This window comes from Erythrobacter sp. A6_0 (assembly GCF_017744235.1).
In the GTDB taxonomy this organism is placed as follows: Bacteria; Pseudomonadota; Alphaproteobacteria; order Sphingomonadales; family Sphingomonadaceae; genus Qipengyuania.
This window is the reverse complement of the sequence record NZ_JAGHQR010000001.1, coordinates 558,603-574,923: the sequence shown is the minus strand read 5'-3', so window position 1 is coordinate 574,923 and position 16,321 is coordinate 558,603. Positions and strand designations below refer to the sequence as shown.

General features: G+C 64.4%; 15 protein-coding genes. 4 read left to right on the top strand and 11 right to left on the bottom strand.

Annotation, left to right across the window (positions count from 1 at the left end):
• Positions 1–7: 7 nt before the first annotated feature.
• From xrtA to J7347_RS02845, 11 genes are all read right to left on the bottom strand, one after another.
• Positions 8–982: an exosortase A gene (gene xrtA / locus J7347_RS02895; RefSeq protein ID WP_209160751.1), complete on the bottom strand. Its 975-nt coding sequence runs from the start codon at positions 980–982 to the stop codon at positions 8–10.
• A 28-nt stretch (positions 983–1,010) separates the two neighbouring features.
• Positions 1,011–2,231 (bottom strand): TIGR03087 family PEP-CTERM/XrtA system glycosyltransferase, encoded by a 1,221-nt coding sequence (locus J7347_RS02890; protein ID WP_209160750.1) that lies wholly within the window; start codon positions 2,229–2,231, stop codon positions 1,011–1,013.
• Positions 2,232–2,237: 6 nt separating this feature from the next.
• Positions 2,238–3,314: a FemAB family XrtA/PEP-CTERM system-associated protein gene (locus tag J7347_RS02885; RefSeq protein ID WP_209160749.1), complete on the bottom strand. Its 1,077-nt coding sequence runs from the start codon at positions 3,312–3,314 to the stop codon at positions 2,238–2,240.
• On the bottom strand, positions 3,311–4,168 hold the full coding sequence (locus tag J7347_RS02880) for an XrtA system polysaccharide deacetylase (protein ID WP_348521572.1): 858 nt from the start codon (positions 4,166–4,168) through the stop codon (positions 3,311–3,313). The genes J7347_RS02885 and J7347_RS02880 overlap by 4 nt, the downstream gene beginning before the upstream one ends.
• 46 nt (positions 4,169–4,214) lie before the next feature.
• Entirely contained in the window at positions 4,215–5,423 is a 1,209-nt protein-coding gene (locus tag J7347_RS02875; protein ID WP_209160747.1) for an XrtA/PEP-CTERM system-associated ATPase, read from the bottom strand.
• A 13-nt stretch (positions 5,424–5,436) separates the two neighbouring features.
• Positions 5,437–7,131 (bottom strand): preprotein translocase subunit YajC, encoded by a 1,695-nt coding sequence (locus J7347_RS02870; RefSeq protein WP_209160746.1) that lies wholly within the window; start codon positions 7,129–7,131, stop codon positions 5,437–5,439.
• A 4-nt stretch (positions 7,132–7,135) separates the two neighbouring features.
• Entirely contained in the window at positions 7,136–8,212 is a 1,077-nt protein-coding gene (locus J7347_RS02865; RefSeq protein ID WP_348521544.1) for an AAA family ATPase, read from the bottom strand.
• Positions 8,213–8,222: 10 nt separating this feature from the next.
• A complete protein-coding gene (locus J7347_RS02860; protein WP_209160745.1) occupies positions 8,223–9,743 on the bottom strand; it encodes an XrtA system polysaccharide chain length determinant in 1,521 nt (506 codons plus the stop codon).
• Positions 9,744–9,756: 13 nt separating this feature from the next.
• Positions 9,757–10,404 (bottom strand): XrtA/PEP-CTERM system exopolysaccharide export protein, encoded by a 648-nt coding sequence (locus J7347_RS02855; RefSeq protein WP_209160744.1) that lies wholly within the window; start codon positions 10,402–10,404, stop codon positions 9,757–9,759.
• Positions 10,405–10,580: 176 nt separating this feature from the next.
• Positions 10,581–11,819 (bottom strand): pyridoxal-dependent decarboxylase, exosortase A system-associated, encoded by a 1,239-nt coding sequence (locus J7347_RS02850; RefSeq protein WP_209160743.1) that lies wholly within the window; start codon positions 11,817–11,819, stop codon positions 10,581–10,583.
• A complete protein-coding gene (locus J7347_RS02845; RefSeq protein ID WP_209160742.1) occupies positions 11,816–13,342 on the bottom strand; it encodes an acyl-CoA ligase (AMP-forming), exosortase A system-associated in 1,527 nt (508 codons plus the stop codon). The genes J7347_RS02850 and J7347_RS02845 overlap by 4 nt, the downstream gene beginning before the upstream one ends.
• Positions 13,343–13,461: 119 nt before the next feature.
• Here J7347_RS02845 and J7347_RS13240 point away from each other — a divergent pair, with 119 nt between their 5' ends.
• From J7347_RS13240 to J7347_RS02825, 4 genes are read left to right on the top strand one after another with little or no spacing between them, the layout of a single operon-like run.
• Positions 13,462–14,457: a GNAT family N-acetyltransferase gene (locus J7347_RS13240; RefSeq protein WP_348521543.1), complete on the top strand. Its 996-nt coding sequence runs from the start codon at positions 13,462–13,464 to the stop codon at positions 14,455–14,457.
• A 36-nt stretch (positions 14,458–14,493) separates the two neighbouring features.
• Entirely contained in the window at positions 14,494–14,820 is a 327-nt protein-coding gene (locus tag J7347_RS02835; protein ID WP_082851350.1) for a phosphopantetheine-binding protein, read from the top strand.
• An 11-nt stretch (positions 14,821–14,831) separates the two neighbouring features.
• Positions 14,832–15,509 carry a hypothetical protein gene (locus J7347_RS02830; protein WP_348521542.1) on the top strand — a complete coding sequence of 226 codons (678 nt, stop codon included), beginning with the start codon at positions 14,832–14,834 and terminating at the stop codon, positions 15,507–15,509.
• Positions 15,506–16,303 (top strand): hydrolase 1, exosortase A system-associated, encoded by a 798-nt coding sequence (locus tag J7347_RS02825; protein ID WP_209160741.1) that lies wholly within the window; start codon positions 15,506–15,508, stop codon positions 16,301–16,303. The genes J7347_RS02830 and J7347_RS02825 overlap by 4 nt, the downstream gene beginning before the upstream one ends.
• The last annotated feature ends 18 nt before the right edge of the window (positions 16,304–16,321 follow it).

Below are 16,321 nucleotides of genomic sequence, written 5' to 3'. Positions count from 1 at the left end.
TTCGCGCCTAGCCGTTCGCGGGCGCAAGGCCAATCGCCAACGCGGCGGCGATGGCGCACGCTCCGAGCGCAAGACCGATGACGAGGGGCAGGCGCGCGTCGAAAGCTTCCAGACGCGCCAGTATCCGGCTCCGCTCCAGTTCGGCGAGCGACCATCCCGCTTCCTCCGGGGTCCGCTCGAACCAGCGCCAGGCGAGACCGAGCACGATGGCGACGACGACGGCGAAAAACACCCAGCCATAGATCAGATGATCGACCCCACCGGCGCGTTCGGGGCCGATATATTGAGCGAGATAGATCGTGCCCCAGGCCCGGACCGCATTGGCAAGGATAGGGACAACCACGCAAGCCAGCAGAAAAACGGCACGGCGCGACCAGCTGGAAAACCCGGTGAAGGCGGCGAGTACGCCGAGCGCGATCATCGCGATCAGGAACTTCACGCCCGAGCACGCCTCGGCGACGATGAAGAGGCCGACCGGCGTCGTGATATAGATCGTCTCGAGGGCCGCTTCCACCCCGCTCAAATGCGTAAGGGCGATGACGAGATGCGCGGTAAGGCGCTGCATCGGCCACACGATTTCCTCGCCGAAGGGAACGAGAAAGACCATGAAGCCGAGCGGAAGCGCCAGCAATGCAGCGGCGCGAGGGCCGAGTAGACTCGGCACGCTCGCCGAAAGGGCGGCAACGGCGCCCGCATGGGCGATCAGATTGATCCCGCTCGCGCGACCGGCGAGGCAAAAAGCCAACGCCGTGCCGAGCATCACAAGGCCGGGCCACCATGGCTTCGGGCGTATTGCCGCCAACTCGTCACGCCGCATCCAGGCAAGCCAGGCGATAATCGGCGGGATGAGCAGGATGTGGGCGTAGCTGTCGCTGTTCCACCACTGCCACGCCATTTCGCCCCATTCGCGCAGCGTCAGCGCAAACAGCGCCGCCCAGACGAAAGCGAGGCCCGCCAAAGCCTGCCGCCATGACGGAGACATAGCCGTAGGGACCGTACCGAAAGCGGGATCAGGCTGCATGATGGCAGGAGACATCGGACCGCCCTACTATCCGCGCAAGTCCCGCTTCGACCGCTGCCCAACTCATTTCCTCGATCACGAAGCTGCGGGCGGCCCGCCCCATCTCCTTGGCGCGATCCGGCTGGCCTGCCAATTCCAAAACTCGCTCTCTGAAAGCCTCGTCATCACGGCAGATATACCAATTCTCACCGTCGCTGGCATCGATGCCCGTGGCCGCTTCATCGCTGACGAGAACCGGGCGCGCCATCGCCATGGCCTCCAGCACCTTGTTCTGCACGCCGCGCGCCAACATCAGCGGAGCCACCACGGCCGTCGCGCCGCGCAGAAAGGGGCGAACGTCCGGAACCTCGCCCCAGACCGTCACGCCGTCCAACCGGCCGAGTTTCGAAACATCGGCGGTCGGCGCACGGCCGACGATGTGGAAATCCGCCGCAACACTCTCGCGGATACGAGGCAGGATCCGCTCCGCAAAGCGTTCGACCGCTGCAATATTGGGCGGATAATCCATCTGGCCGGTAAAAACCAATTGCGGCGTATCGCGCCTTAGCGCCGGATGCGGTTCGGTCGAGGCGGGATCGAAGAAGCCGGTATCGACTCCGTTCCCCAGCGCGCGGATATCGGCCCCCTGCGTGCCTTGGCGAGCGCGCAGAATATCCGCCTCCTTCTCCGTAATCAGCAGCGTGGTGTCCGCCGACTTGGCCAGGCGTATTTCTTCGCGACACAGCAACTCGGCCTCGCGCGCGTAGAGAAAAGAGCGCGGAAATCCGCTTTCCTGTGCGTAGGTTTCGAATTTCGCGCTGTCGACGTCGCAGAGATCGATGATCACTCGCCCGGCAAAATCCGCTGGCACATATTGACCCATCTGGCCCGAAAACACGAAAATCGCGTCGATCGGGTGCGAAGCGAGCGTCGCGGCGACCCAATCGGACAGGGTCTTGTCATGGAAGGCCGTCTGGCTGACCGCTCGCCGCTGGACCATCGCTTCGATCCCTGCCAGCGCCAGCGGCTTGGAACGCGTAGGCATGCAGTGGCTGGCAGCGATTTCGGCAAGGCTCGCCTCCTGCGCCCGGTCCTGTTCGGTTTCGGCAAAGGTACCGACATGCACGCGGCCGAGTTTCGCCAATCCCTTGAGCAGATGATGCGAACGGATCTTGTCGCCGCGATCGGGCGGAAAGGGCACCCGATGCGCGAGGAAGAGGATATCTCCCACCCTCGCCTATCCCAGTCCGCGCGCGATATGCGGGCCGATGGCGTTGGCGAGCCGGAGGGGCAGCCGTTTCCAGAGCGCGATCTTGCGCGCATAGCTTTCATCGGTCGGATCGATATTGCGCGCCGCGACGCCCGGAGCGCTCCATCTCGAATATGTCAGGGGTTCCGGTTCGAAGCCCCAGTTCTTCTTGAAGAAATACGGTCCGCTCTCGGTCTTGGAACGTCCGAAATCGAAGCGCGTGCATCCGCGTTTGCGGGCATGTAGCATCAATTCGTAATACATCCGCTCGTTCGCACGCAGCCCACGCGCCGCATAGGTACCGCCACCCCAATAGGGCATGACGGTGGGGCCCTTCCCGTCGTCATGATAAAGCGACAGCACGCTTGCGACCGGCGTGCCGTCGTGATGCACGGTCAGGATATCGGCCTCCGCACCGAACGCGTCGAGCACGGCGTCGAACAGGCGCCGCGGGAAGACCGGCGTGCCGAGATTATGAACGCTTTCGGCGTAGACGGCATAATGCGCCACGCGGTCCGCCTCGTCCGACCCGATGGTGATTTCGAAATCGGTCTTCAGACCCTTGCGCACTTCGGCGCGTGCCTTGCGCGGAATGGCGAGCAATTGCGCCTCGTCATCCTCGGCCAGATCGTTCACGAAATTACAATGGCTTGTCGTCGTAACCTGCCAGTCTGCGGGAGCATCCCCGCCACGTAATTCGACAGAGACGGCCTGATGGCGGAGCGCCAGTTCCTCAGCCGCACGGCACAAGGTTTCGGCATCGTGACGCCGTTGCGCAAGCACGCCACCGCCGACTCCGAAGCCGCTGGAAACGAGCGCCCGTCCGAATAGCGGGGAATGCACCAGAGTGAGCGGCAACCACCCGGTAAGCTGGCCCGCCTGCTCCAACACGAGCCCCATCGCCTGCTGGCCGGTCCCCCGTTCGATCGCACGCAGCCAAAGCGGGCGATGGAACACCGATCCGCCCTGCTGCGTGACGAAGCGTTCGATCCGCGCGGCTTCGTCGGGATCGGTCAGATGGGCCAGCGACACACTCGGCACGGCAAGGCGCGTCGGCGCGTTCACGATACGAAGGGCACGCAGCGTTGCGCTTCGATCCGGGCGATTTCGTCCATCCGGCCCCAGCTGAAATCGCCTGCCAATCGCCGCAGCTTGTCGGCCATGGTCGAAAGGTTGGTGTAATGACGCAACCGCGAACGCAGCGGAGCGTCCTTCATGCGCGGTTGATCGGGATCGATCTCCCACGGGTGGAAATAAAAGATGGCGGGCCGTTCATCGCGATCGTTTACGCGCGCGATTGCCCAGCGGGAGAACGCATAGGGCAGGACGCGGAAAAAACCGCCCCCACCTGCCGCCAGGCGCCGCTCGCCGATCTGCGCGGTCGTTACCGGAATCTCGACGAGCTCGCTGCCCTCCACTGGGCGGAAAGCGAAGCGCGGCGCATCGCGCCATCCGTAATGGTCGTGCACGATCGGAGCGACGCTGGAACTGTAGCGATAGCCCTGTTCCGCGAGGACCTCGTGCGCCCAGGGAGTGCGCGCATCGATGGAAAAGCTGGGCGCGCGATAGCCGGTGATGGCCGCGCCGCCCGCATCTTCCAGAATGGTGCGCGTCTTGGCCAGATCGGCGGCGAATTGTTCAGGCGTCAGGGTGAAGACACGGGCGTGATCGTAACCGTGGCTGGCCAATTCATGCCCCCGCTCCACGATGGATCGGATCGCGGCGGGTTCGCGTTCCGCCACCCATCCAAGCGTGAAGAAGGTCGCCTTGACCTCGCACGCATCGAACAGGTCGAGCACGAATTTGACGTTGTCCGCCACGCGCAGGGCCAAGCCGTCCCAATCGACGCGATCGATAGTGTTTTCGAACGCGCCGACCTGAAACCAATCCTCCACATCGACCGACAAGCCATTGAGAATTCGAGAGGATGCTATCCTGCGCTGTTCCAAGCCAAACCTCCTCGCCTCAGGCGGCCGCTCGCCGTCCATCGGATTCGAAGTGCTCGATCAGCAGTTCGAGAACGTGGCGGATCGATGCTTCCTGTTCGGCAAGGCGCGCTTCCATGGTTGCGAGACGCTCCTCGATGGCTTCGGAAACGCCTGCGTTCGATGCCTGATCCGCCTGCTGCAATTCGGAAACGTCGCGGCGCAATTTTGCGATCTGGTTCTCGTGCCCGCCGAAAGCGGCTTCGATCGCCGCGATCTGCGCTTCGGCGAGGCCCTGTTCGACACCGCGATCTTCCGCCGGAGCGGTGGATGCACGCGCACGATCCGATTCCTCGCGCTTCGCCTCGGCGACGGCCTGAGCCGCCTTTTTGCTGGGGTCGGGCCGGATGCGATCGTCGACCGGGGAATCTTCGGCGGAAGAATCGCCCGCCATTTCCTCGATCACCGCTTCCAGCATGGCGAGATCGATAGTCGACTGTTCTTCGACTGCCCCCAGAAGCAGCAACCGCGTCATGACCTGATTGATTTTGCGCGGAATGCCGCCGGTCGCCTTATGCATCCGAGTGAACAACCCTTGCTCGAAAGCTGGCTCGCCATCCCATCCGACATGGTTCAGCCGGTGGCGGACATAGGGTTCGATCTCGCCCGGTTGCATCGCGTCAAGATGATGCGCGGCGATAACGCGCTGGCGCAATTGTTCTAGTTCGTCGGAACCTGCGAGCAGGCGCTTGAATTCCGGCTGGCCAAGCAACAGCGTCTGCAACAGCGGATGCGCGCCGAGCTGGAAGTTCGAAAGCATGCGCAGCTCTTCCAGTGCGCCGATCGAGAGGTTCTGCGATTCATCGACGATCAGCAGGCAGCGTTTGCCGTTGCGTGCCTCTTCGTGAAGGAAGTGCTCGATCGCGGCCAGGGCAGCTGCCTTGTCGCGTCCTTCGACATCGAGCCCGAAGCTGCGCGCGGCGACGTGGATCATTTCCTCGCCGTCGAGCGCGCTGGTTACGACTTCGCCCACGCTCATCCGGTCGTCGAGCTTCTCCTTGAGGTGGGCGACCAGAGTGGACTTGCCCGAGCCGACCTCGCCGGTGATGACCACAAAGCCTTCGCCCTGGTTCAGGCCATAGCCGAGATAGGACAGCGCCTTCTTGTGCGTGATACTTTCGAAGAAATAGGCCGGATCGGGCGTAAGCTGGAAGGGCCGCTCGGAAAAACCGTAGAACTGTTCGTACATGTGAGGGGTCCTATCAGAAACCGTAGCGCAAGCCGACCAGGGCCGAAGCGGTCTTGAGATCTTCGGTCGTGAAATCGCTGTCGAGATAATTCAGCGCCACCGCCGCGCGGCCCGACAGGCTTTGCGTGAACGCATGCGAGTAGGAGGCGGACGAGCCGAGCCCGAACAGATCGTTCGCGCCGAACCCGCCTTCGAACCAGTTGGCGTAAGTCGCCACGGTAAAGGTACCGCGGCGGCCGATCTCGCCGCCGACCGTGCCGGAGACATAGTAATTTTCGTCCATCACGCCATTGGCAGCCGCCAGCACCGTGCCCGGGGCGCCGATGAATTCCCGCTGTTCGTAGCCTGCGCTGATCGCCGCGGTGTAGCGGCCGACGCGGCGGGAGTAATTGCCCGCAGCTCCGCGCGAGCGGAAGACGGAGGAGCGGATCGAGCCGAGCAGTCCGTCGAGGCAACTCCCCCCCGTGACCGCATTGACGCAGCCGACCACCGCCCCGGTGATCGGATCGCGCACGACGTCGAAATCGGTCGGCAGCGCGGACAGCGAATTGGTCAGGCGTCCGCCAAAGCCGCGGATGCCGTCGAAAGCGCCGATCGAAAGGTTGGTGTCGGGATTGGGCGAGAAGCTGAAGCTGCCGTAGAACGTGTCGCTGTCGTAGCGGCGTCCATATCCGGCCTGGAGCGAGGTCCGGCGGCTCGGGCGCCACAGCACGCCGACATCCCAGATCAGGCCGGTGGCTTCAAAAGCGATGGTGCGGGGGCTGCCTTCGTCGGTGACGAGGCGACCGCCGGGGCCGAGGATCGGATTGCCATTCGCATCGCGCACCGCATCGCGGCTGGACACTTCGACATCCTCATACCCCACTCCGCCGACCACGGCGAGCGTGGGCGTGATCGGAACGGTCACATCGGCGCGGACATTGGCGTCGATCACCCGCTGGTCGAGCGTGTTGACATCCTCGCGGTAATATCCCGCGCCCACGCCCACTCCGACGGGGAGATAGGTGCCGGGCGCGAACCCCGCGCGGGCCTGCGCCTGCTGGGACACGCTTTCATCGAACACATCGACAGGATCGCCATTCGCCGTGATGACATCCGGCGATTCCACTTTCGTGTACCCGATCAGATATTGTCCGGTGACTTCGACATCGTCCACGCGGGTCTGGACGCGCGGGCCGGCATAGACCGAATAGGTCTGCGTCGTGAAATCGGCATTGTTTTGGCCGGTGAAGACGTTGGCTCCGCTGCCGTCGATCGACGTCCGCGCGGCGAGCGCTCCGGCCTCCAGCGTTACCGTGCGAGGCACCACCTCTAGCGAGCCGCGCGCCACGCCGGTGATCGTGTCGCTGTCCGCCGCATCGCCCCAACCGAAATTGCGCTCGTAGCGCAGGGACACCGTGCCCGCGCTGCGGCGTCCGTTGAGCGAGGCGTCCACGCCTGCCGCAAGCTGGGTATAGGTGACGACATCGTTGCCGGGCGAAAGCTGCGCGGTAAGGATTTGCGAGGCCTCGATATAGGGTTCGACCGCGAGACGGCGACCGCCCCGGCGTTCGCCCACAGCTTCCTCGCCGTCGCCCTGTCCGGCGCCCTGCCCGGAAGCATTGGCGCCGCCGCCACCGTCGCGGCCCGGATAGGTTTGTGCGTGCGCTGGCAGGCCGCCCATCAGGGTCGCACCGGCAAGCAACACCGATAAAGTGCGTAATGACATGGGCTTACTCCCCATACCCATAATAGGATCCGAACTTGCGTCCGCTCGGGCTGAACGTCGCGTCGTTCAGGATAAGGCGAATATCGGGACAGGCGGAAAGAAGATCGACTGCGTCTTCCAGCGCCGCTCTTGCAGTCGCATCGGCGCGCGCTACCAGCAATGACTGGCCGACATGCTTGGCGAGTTCTGCCGCGGGCGATGCCGCCAGCGCGGGCGGGCTGTCGAAGATGAGAATGCGGTTTTTCGCGCCGCGAGTCAGGCGGTCCAGCACCTCGGCGGTGCGATCGCTTGCGAGATATTCGGCGTCCGATCCCGTCCGCTCTCCCGCCGGCATAAGGAACAGGCCTTCGACGTCGGTGGCCACGACCAATTCTTCGGGCCGGATGGAATCGTCCTTCAACGCATTCATGAAGCCCCGCTTGGCCTCCCCCACGTTACCGAGACCGAAGGTCGACATGATGGAAGGCTTTGCGAAATCGGCATCGATCAGCACGACTTCGATATCGCGCTCGCTCGCCATGGAGAGGGCGAGATTGACCGCGCAAAACGTTTTGCCCTCGCCGGTATGGGGCGAACAGATAAGAACGCGGCGCGATAGCGGGGAGCCATCGGCTTGCGCGGTGGCGAGCACCTGGCGCTTCACGATGCGAAATTCCTCGCGCAGGGCGCTGGCCCCGGCATCAGGATTGACGAAGCCCTGTTTACGCAGGTTTTTCCGGTCGATCGGCCTGGGATCGCGCGGCAGGCGCGCGGCAGGCACGTCGTCGTCGATCGGTTTTGCCGACACGGGCGCGGACGGAGCCGCAGCCGCCGCCGCCGGGGCGGTCGCTTGTACCGGATCTGTGGGAGCGGCTGCAGGCGGGCCCGCACTTTTCACGGGCTTGGGCATCCGCACCGATTTGCCTTCGGGCAGCTTAGCAGGCACGCGGGCCGGCATCAGCCGGTCCAAGCCGAAGGCGCCGCTCGCGCGCTCCAGCAGCGAACCGCGCTCGGGCTTGGCGGGCTTGGCGGGCTTGGCGGCCTTTTCGAGCTCCCGCTCATCACTCCCGTCGAGCGGCACGATCTTGGTTGGCTTGTTCACCACGCGCTCCTCACGCCACCGATCCGACCTGGATGAATTCGACGGCAAGCAGGATCACACAGACCCCGACCAGCCCCGCCAAACCTCCGGCGAATTGCTTGAATTGCTTGCGCTGCTGCGCCTGGCGCATTTCGGTCATCGAACGCGATATCGTCCCGACGACAGGAAGATCGAGCACGCGTTCCAGCTTCTCGGCCGTCGTGAAGCTCGCCTGCAACTGACTCATCACGAACGCAGTGCCTGCCCCGGCAGCAAGGCCGGCGAACAGCACGCCGAGCAGCAGGATTGGCCGGTTGGGCGCTGCGGGATTGCGCGGGACGGCGGGCGGATCGACCACCTGAAACTGCAGCGAGCTGCGCTCGGTCTGGACCTGGCCGCGCAGGCGCATTTCCTCTCGATCCTGCAAAAGCTCGTCGTATTTCGTTTTCAGAACCTCGTAATCGCGGCTGATGCGATTGGCCTCCGCCGCCACTTCGGGCTCCTGCGCCTGCGCGGCGATCAGCGAGGAGATATCCGACTGAAGCGCCGCCTTGCGAGCTTGCAGGGCCTGGAGATTGGCTTGACGCTCGACCCGGATGGCGACGAGCGACGAATAGGCGGGATTGGGTGCGCCCACCGATCCATCGCCTTCGCGCGACGCCTGACGGCGCAGCAGCTGGATCTGGCGTTCGGTCGCCTGAATGTCGGGATGGCTGTCGGTTAGGCCGCGCGAGCGCATCCCGGCAAGCTGGGCTTCGGCCTGCGCCAGCGCCGCACTCGCCCCGCCGCCCATGCCTGGCATGCTGATGGTACGCGGCGTGCCCGAAAGCTGGCCGCTGATTCCGGCAAGCGCGGATTGCGCAGCGGCAATATCCGCATCCACGCCGCGCATTTCGGTCTGCAGAGTCTGCAACCGGTTGCCGACCGATCCGCTTCCGCCGATCAGCTCGGGATATTGCGCTTCGAAGGCCAGACGGCGCTGTTCGGCAGCTTCCAGCTCGACCTTGCGATCTTCGAGCTGCTGGTCGAGGAACACGATCGTATCGGCCACTTCGCCGCGATTGCCTGCGATGTTTTCTTCGCGGAAGATGTCGATCAGGCTCTGGACGACTTCCTGCGAGAGCTTGGCGTTTTCCGCATCGCTAAGATCGCTCTTGCCGATGGTCGCGGCGATCTCGACCAGATTGTCCTGCTCGCTCTTGATCGTCACGGCCTTGGTCAGATCGTCGATCGCGCCCTGCATTTCGCCGTCGGTCGCGATATCCTCGCCAAGGCGCGTTCCACGAATGACCTTTTCGAGATTGACCTTGCTCGCCAGCGTCTGGCGCACACGGGTCATCTCCTGCCTGCCGTCGCCCGAGATATCGAGCTGTTCGGACAGCACATCGTCGAGCTGCACGTAAAGCCGCGCTTGGCTCATATAGCTGTTGGGAATCATCGCGACCACGAACCAGCCGAGGACGCAGACGCCCCAGGCCACCGCCAGCGCCAGCCAGCGGCGGTTCCACACCTGATGCAGCGCTGCGCGCAATTCCTCGAAGACTTCGTTCATCGCGGACGGATCCTCAGAAGACCGATTCGGGGATGATGATCACATCGCCCGGATTCAGCATGACGTTCGCGTCGCTATCGCCGCGCCGCAGCAGATCGGTCAGGCGCAGATCGTATTCGCGCTGGCGGCCCGACTGCTTGTCGAACCGGATCAGCTTTGCGCGATTGCCCGCCGCATATTCGTTGAGCCCGCCCACCGCGATCATCGCGTCGAGCACGGTCATATTCGCGCGATAGGGAAGCGAGGCAGGCTTTTCCGTGGCGCCGACGATGCGGACCTGCTGGCTGAACGTGCCCGCAAATTCGTTGACGATCACGCTGACCAGCGGATCCTCGATATACTGGCTGAGCTGGAGGCGGATGTCCTCTTCCAGCATGGACGGCGTCTTGCCGACGGCGGGCATATCCTTGACCAGCGGGATGGTGATGCGCCCGTCGGGCCGCACCTGGATCTTCTCCGCGCCCAGTTCCGGATTGCGCCAGACGTGAATGGTGAGATTGTCGAGCGGGCCGATCACGTAATCCTCGCCCGGCCCCTCCTGCAAGGCGACGAAAGTGGCAGGCGGAAGCTCGCCGCCCGCGCTCGACGAAGCGCAGCCCGATAGGCTCAGTATCGCCGCACAGCATGTCGCGATCACGGCAGACAAGCGATTGAAACGCATAAGGGTAAGTCCTGACAATAGCGTGAGCGGTGGCACGCGCGCTCAGAACGCGCCGCCACCCCTGTCGATTTCACCGCGCTTAATGCAGTAGAAAGGTGAACAGACGGTTATCCACACGCCAGAATGCCCGAGATTGCGGCGGTTGTGAAGCCATCGTCCCAGATCGGGACAATGATCTAGACCATGATTTCGGCAGCCGGTCCCTGCCCCAGAAACGCGCTCGGCGAAGCGCTGGCACCATAGGCTCCGGCGCAGAACACTGCGACGATATCGCCGACTTCGGCATGCGGCAGGTGGGCCTTGTCCGCCAACCGGTCGAGCGGCGTGCACAGGCAGCCGACGACATTGGCGATTTCGGCCTTCTCCTCGGCGAAGCGCGTGGCGATCGCGACCGGGTAATTGCGCCGCACGACGGTGCCGAAATTGCCCGAGGCGGCGAGCTGGTGATGGAGGCCGCCATCGGTCACCAGATAGGTCTCCCCATGGCTCGTCTTGCGATCGACGATCCGGGTCAGATAGACCCCGGCCTCTCCGACCAGATAGCGCCCGAGTTCGATGAAGAAGTCCGTATCGGCCATCGCATCGGGCAGAGCTGCGAAGCGCTCCTCCAGCGCGGCGCCGATACGGGCCGTATCGATCGGCGCATCGCCTGGGAAATAGGGGATCCCTAAACCTCCACCCATGTTGAGTTTGGGTAGGGAAACACCAGCTTTTTCAACGATCCGATGCGCCAGATCGAGGACATTGGCCTGCGCGTCCACGACCGCTTCGGCGTCGAGCGCCTGGCTGCCGGTGAAGATATGCAGGCCCCTCCATTCAGCCCCTGCGTCGAAGATATGGCGCGCAAGCGCAGGCACGCGTTCGGCATCGACACCGAACGGCTTGGCCCCGCCGCCCATCTTCATGCCCGATCCCTTGAGCTCGAAATCGGGATTGACCCGGACTGCGAGGCGCGGCGTCTTGCCCGTCCGCTCGGCAATGGCGAGAGCGCGCTCCGCCTCGCCTTCGCTTTCCAGATTGAGCGTCGCGCCATGCAGGATGGCGTTTTCCAACTCGCTGTCGCGCTTGCCGGGTCCGGCGAAGCTGACGCGCGCGCAGTCAATCCCGGCCGCCCGCACCATGTCCAGCTCGCCGCCCGACGCGATGTCGAGCCCGTCGACCAGACCGGCCATATGCGCCAACACGGGCGCGAAGCTGTTGGCCTTGATGGCGTAATTGATTTTCAGCCGCTCGGGCATGGCCGCGCGCAGATCGGCGACGCGGCGCGACATCATCGCGCTCGAATAGACGAAGAGCGGCGTTCGCCCCGCCCGCTCGACCAGTTGCGAGGCCGTTTCACCGTCCACGGCCAATTCGCCATCGCGCGTCTCGTACCCCGCCGGGATGGGTCCGACCGGTTTTCCCGTCTCGCTCATGCGCGGATCTCCGCCATTATCTGTTGTGAAATTAAAGTTCTATCGAGCTTTCCGTTCGGGTTCACCGGCAGCGTCTCGCGCCAGTGGATCCTCTGCGGTTGCATGAAATTCGGAAGCTCCTTCGCCAGCGCCGCTTTGAGGTCGGCGTCGCGCCCCGCATCGCCCCGCACCACCAGATGGACCGCCTGACCCAGCCGTTCGTCGGGCACGCCCAGAGCCACCGCTTCGCTAACGAGATCGGTGGCGCGCGCGGCGTCTTCCAGCTCCTGCGGGCTGATGCGATTGCCCGCGCTCTTGATCATCGCGTCGCGCCGTCCGACGAAATACAGCAATCCGTCCGCATCCCGGCGCACACGGTCGCCCGAATAGACCGCCATGCCGCCATATTCGCTGTCCTTCGGTGCCGGTCTGAAGCGCTCGGAAGTGCGCGCCTCGTCCTGCCAATAGCCTTGCGCCACCAGCGGCCCGCAATGGACGAGCTCGCCCTCCTCCTGCGGCGCGGCCAGCGCGCCTTCGTCGGTCACGACGAGAATTTCGGCAAAGGGAATCGCGCTGCCCATCGACGTGGGGTGGCTGTCCACGAGATTCGGATCGAGATAGGTCGAACGGAACGCTTCGGTCAGCCCGTACATGGGGAACAGCCGCGCCTGCGGGAACCGCGCTCTGAGATCGCCGACCAGTTCGCGGGTCAGCGCCCCGCCGCTATTGGTCAATCGCCGCAGCGTGTCCGCCGATCCGTCCGGCCATTCGATCTCGGTCAATTGAACCCATAATGGCGGCACGGCAGCCAGCGTCGTGACGCCGTGCCGGGCGCAGGCTTTCGCGACATCGCGCGGGAACAGGTAATCGAGCGGCACTACGGCTGCGCCGACAATCCAACTGGAAAACAATTGGTTCTGACCGTAATCGAAACTCAGTGGTAAGACCGCGAGCGTGACATCGTCCGCTTCCATGCCGAGATAATTGGCCACGCTGACCGCGCCCAGCCACATATTCGCATGGCTCAGCATCACGCCTTTGGGCTTGCCGGTCGAACCGCTGGTATAGAGGATCGCGGCCAGATCGAGCGGATCGCGCGAGGATGGGCCGAGATCGGCGCTCAGCGCATCGGCCTCGTGCCAGCATTCCTCCTCGTCCAGCAAGCGGCAGTCGCCCGGCGCATCACCCGGCTCCAGCGTGGCAAGCCGCGCGCGGGTTCCGATCAGCATTCCGGCACCGCTATCGGCCAGGATATGCGCGACCTGTGCCCGCTTCAGCAGCGGATTGATCGGCACATGCACCAACCCGGCGCGCGCCGCCGCCAGCGGAAGCAGGCAGGTGGTTTCTCCCTTTGCCGCCCAGCTCGCCACCCGAGCGCCTTGCGGCAATTGCTCCGTCAGCCACCCGGCAAGGCATGCTATACGCGCTCTTAACTCTCGATAGCTAAACCGCCGGTCACGCAGTATGAGCGCCGGTGCTTCGTCTTCGCCGCGCTCGACCAGATGGTCGAGCGGATACGGAACCGGGTCTGGCGCGATCGGCATGAGTGCTCCTGGAGGACGGTTTGACGGCAATGCATTCTTCAGTGGCGTCATGGGAAGAAACCGCCTCGGCGGCGCCCCATGCCAGCGTCTGCTATCACGAGAGTGTTAGCAAACTGCAAGTGCCCCACCTTCAAGCCCTGGATCAATTCGCGGTAAGCCCGTTCGATCGGACCGACTGGTATCGCCTGCTCGAAGACTATGGCGCCGCCCCCCTCTTCGCGATCGCGGCAGGGGATCTCGGCATGGCCGCTTTGCCGCTGACCTGGACAGGACGCAGGCTCGAAAGCCTGCATCATTTCTTCGCCTTCACCTGGCGTCCCCTCGCGCCCATGGGCCCCCTGGGTGACGCTTTGCTGACCAATATCGCCCGCGATCTCAAGACCCGCACGCATTGGGTGGCGCTGGAATGTCTGCCGGGCGAAGATGGCAGCGCCGATCGGCTCGCGCGCGCTTTTAGAAAAGCCGGTTGGATCGCACATCTTTCGGTCTGCGACACCAATCATGTGCTCGATGTGAAGGGGCGCAGCTTCACCGATTATTGGGCAGATCGGTCGGGCCAAATGCGCTCGACTCTGAAGCGCAAGGCCGGGAAAGTCGAAGTCTCGATCGCAACCGAATTCGTACCCGAAGACTGGGAAGCCTATCGCGCCATCTATGCGCGCAGCTGGAAGAGCGAGGAACGGGACGCCGCGCTTCTGGAAGCGTTCGCGCGGGCCGAAGGGGCGGCGGGCCGGCTCAGGATGGGGATTGCGCGCCATCAGGGCGAGCCGGTGGCCGCGCAATTCTGGAGCGTGGAGGGCGGCACCGCCTATATTCACAAGCTCGCCTACGATTCCGAGCGTAGACACCTGTCCGCCGGAACCACGCTGAGCGCGGCCCTGTTCGAACATGTCATCGATCGCGATGGCGTCGATCTGGTCGATTTCGGCACGGGCAGCGATAGTTACAAACGCGACTGGATGGATACCGAACGCCCGCGTTACGCCCTCACCTGCATCGACTGGCGTCAGCCGCGCGGGGCCGCACTTCTTGCCGCCAAGGCGGTGGAGAAGGGTTGGGGCCTGCTGACCAACACACTTGCGGGTCGGCTTGCTTCGCGCCGAACGCACGGTTAAGCGCGATGCCGCGTATTACCAGGGGATGATTTCGCCATGACCGCAAGCCGGACCCAAGCTGTCCAGACCGACGCGCTGCAGACCGATGCGACCGGTCCGAGCCGCAGCGAAGTGGATGCCACCCTGCGCGCAATCCTGCGCGACGTGCTCGGCCTCGACCAGGACCGGGTGGAGCGCTTCGATGCCGAAACGGGCCTGTTCGGCCACTTGCCCGAACTCGATTCCATGGCGGTTGCGGGTCTTCTCACCGAAATGGAAGATCGCCTCGACATCGTGATCGAGGACGACGACGTCGACGGGGAAATGCTCGAAACCTATGGCGGCCTCCTCGCCTTCGCCGAGGCGAAAGCCATCGAGAGCTGAGCCCGGCGCGCGTGTACGCCAGCTGGAACGCGCCGGATGGCGCAGGCGAGCACAGCCGGGAAATGGCGCTGAGCTTCGACATGGGGCGCACGGCGCGCCTGCTGATCCTGCCCCCGCTGTTCGACGAACATAACAAGCTGCGGCGACAGATCGTCGAGGTGATGCGACGGCTCTATCGGACGGGGATCGACAGCGTGCTGCCCGATCTGCCCGGCTGCAACGAAAGCCCGGCGCCACTCGAAAACCAATCGCTGACAGACTGGCGGGCCGCTGCCGCCGAAGCGGCGGATCGCTTCCAGGCGACGCATATCCTCGCCATTCGCGGCGGTGCGCTGATGGTGCCACCCGCATTGCCGGGCTTTCTCTACGCGCCGCCGAAAGGCCGCCAGATCCTGCGCGCGCTGTTGCGAGCGCGCACGATAGCCGCACGCGAAGCGGGCCGCGAGGAAAAGGTCGAAACCTTGCTGGAAACGGGGCGCAGCGAAGGGCTGGAGCTTGCCGGATGGCATTTGTCGCCCGCCATGATCTCGGAGCTCGAACAGGCCGAGATACCTGCCGATCCGCGCCTGCAAACCATCGACCAGGCCGCTTTGGGCGGGTCGCCTCTGTGGCTGCGCGCCGAACCCAGTGAAGACAGCGATCAGGCGGACGCTCTGGCTGCGATGCTCGCGAAGGAGCTGGCAGCATGACGCGCCGCCACCTCACGTTCCTGTGCGAAGGCGACCGGCTGGCCGCCACGCTCGACGAGGGCGCGAACGCAACCGGCCTCCTGCTCGTAACGGGCGGCAACGAGATCCGCAGCGGGGCGTTTTCGGGCCAGGCCGCGCTCGCGGCGTCGCTTGCCGGGCAAGGATATCCGGTCTTCCGGTTTGATCGCCGCGGGATCGGCGATAGCGAAGGTACGAACCGCAGTTTTCGTGACGAGGGGGCGGATATCGCCGCCGCCCTCACCGCGTTTCGCGACGCGGCACCGAACGTCGAGCGCGTGGTCGGTTTCGGCAATTGCGACGCGGCGAGCGCGCTGATGCTGGCAGGCGGCGGGGGCTGCGATGCGCTGGTCCTGTCCAACCCTTGGACGATCAAGGACGCGGAAGAAGATGGCGAATCCGACGCGACTCCGCCCGCCAGCGCGATCCGCGCGCGCTATCTCGCCAAACTCAAGAACCCGCGCGAAATCGCTCGCCTGCTGTCCGGCGGGGTCGATTACCGCAAGCTTTTGCGCGGTATCGCACGGGCCGCCGGGCCGAAAGCGGCACCCAGCACGCTCGCCGGGGAAATGCGCAGCGGTCTCTCCAGTTTCGAAGGGCCAGTCCGCATCCTCCTCGCAGAAGCCGACCGGACCGCGCAGGTCTTCATCGAGAATTGGGACACCGCCGATACCCGCATCGCACGCTGTCCGCGCGCCGGGCACGCTTATGTCGAGCCGCATGCCCGCGCCTGGCTAGAAGAGCGGCTGTTGGAAGCGTTGGCTCAGCCGCGCTGATTTCCGTATATTTTACAG

Excerpts from the sequence above, each read along its gene's own strand:
- J7347_RS02825 (WP_209160741.1), top strand. The coding sequence starts at position 15,506 with ATGACGCGCCGCCACCTCACGTTCCTGTGCGAAGGCGACCGGCTGGCC.
- J7347_RS02870 (WP_209160746.1), bottom strand. The coding sequence starts at position 7,131 with ATGTCATTACGCACTTTATCGGTGTTGCTTGCCGGTGCGACCCTGATG.
- J7347_RS02835 (WP_082851350.1), top strand. The coding sequence starts at position 14,494 with ATGACCGCAAGCCGGACCCAAGCTGTCCAGACCGACGCGCTGCAGACC.
- J7347_RS02845 (WP_209160742.1), bottom strand. The coding sequence starts at position 13,342 with ATGCCGATCGCGCCAGACCCGGTTCCGTATCCGCTCGACCATCTGGTC.
- J7347_RS02860 (WP_209160745.1), bottom strand. The coding sequence starts at position 9,743 with ATGAACGAAGTCTTCGAGGAATTGCGCGCAGCGCTGCATCAGGTGTGG.
- xrtA (WP_209160751.1), bottom strand. The coding sequence starts at position 982 with ATGTCTCCGTCATGGCGGCAGGCTTTGGCGGGCCTCGCTTTCGTCTGG.
- J7347_RS02850 (WP_209160743.1), bottom strand. The coding sequence starts at position 11,819 with ATGAGCGAGACGGGAAAACCGGTCGGACCCATCCCGGCGGGGTACGAG.
- J7347_RS02875 (WP_209160747.1), bottom strand. The coding sequence starts at position 5,423 with ATGTACGAACAGTTCTACGGTTTTTCCGAGCGGCCCTTCCAGCTTACG.
- J7347_RS02855 (WP_209160744.1), bottom strand. The coding sequence starts at position 10,404 with ATGCGTTTCAATCGCTTGTCTGCCGTGATCGCGACATGCTGTGCGGCG.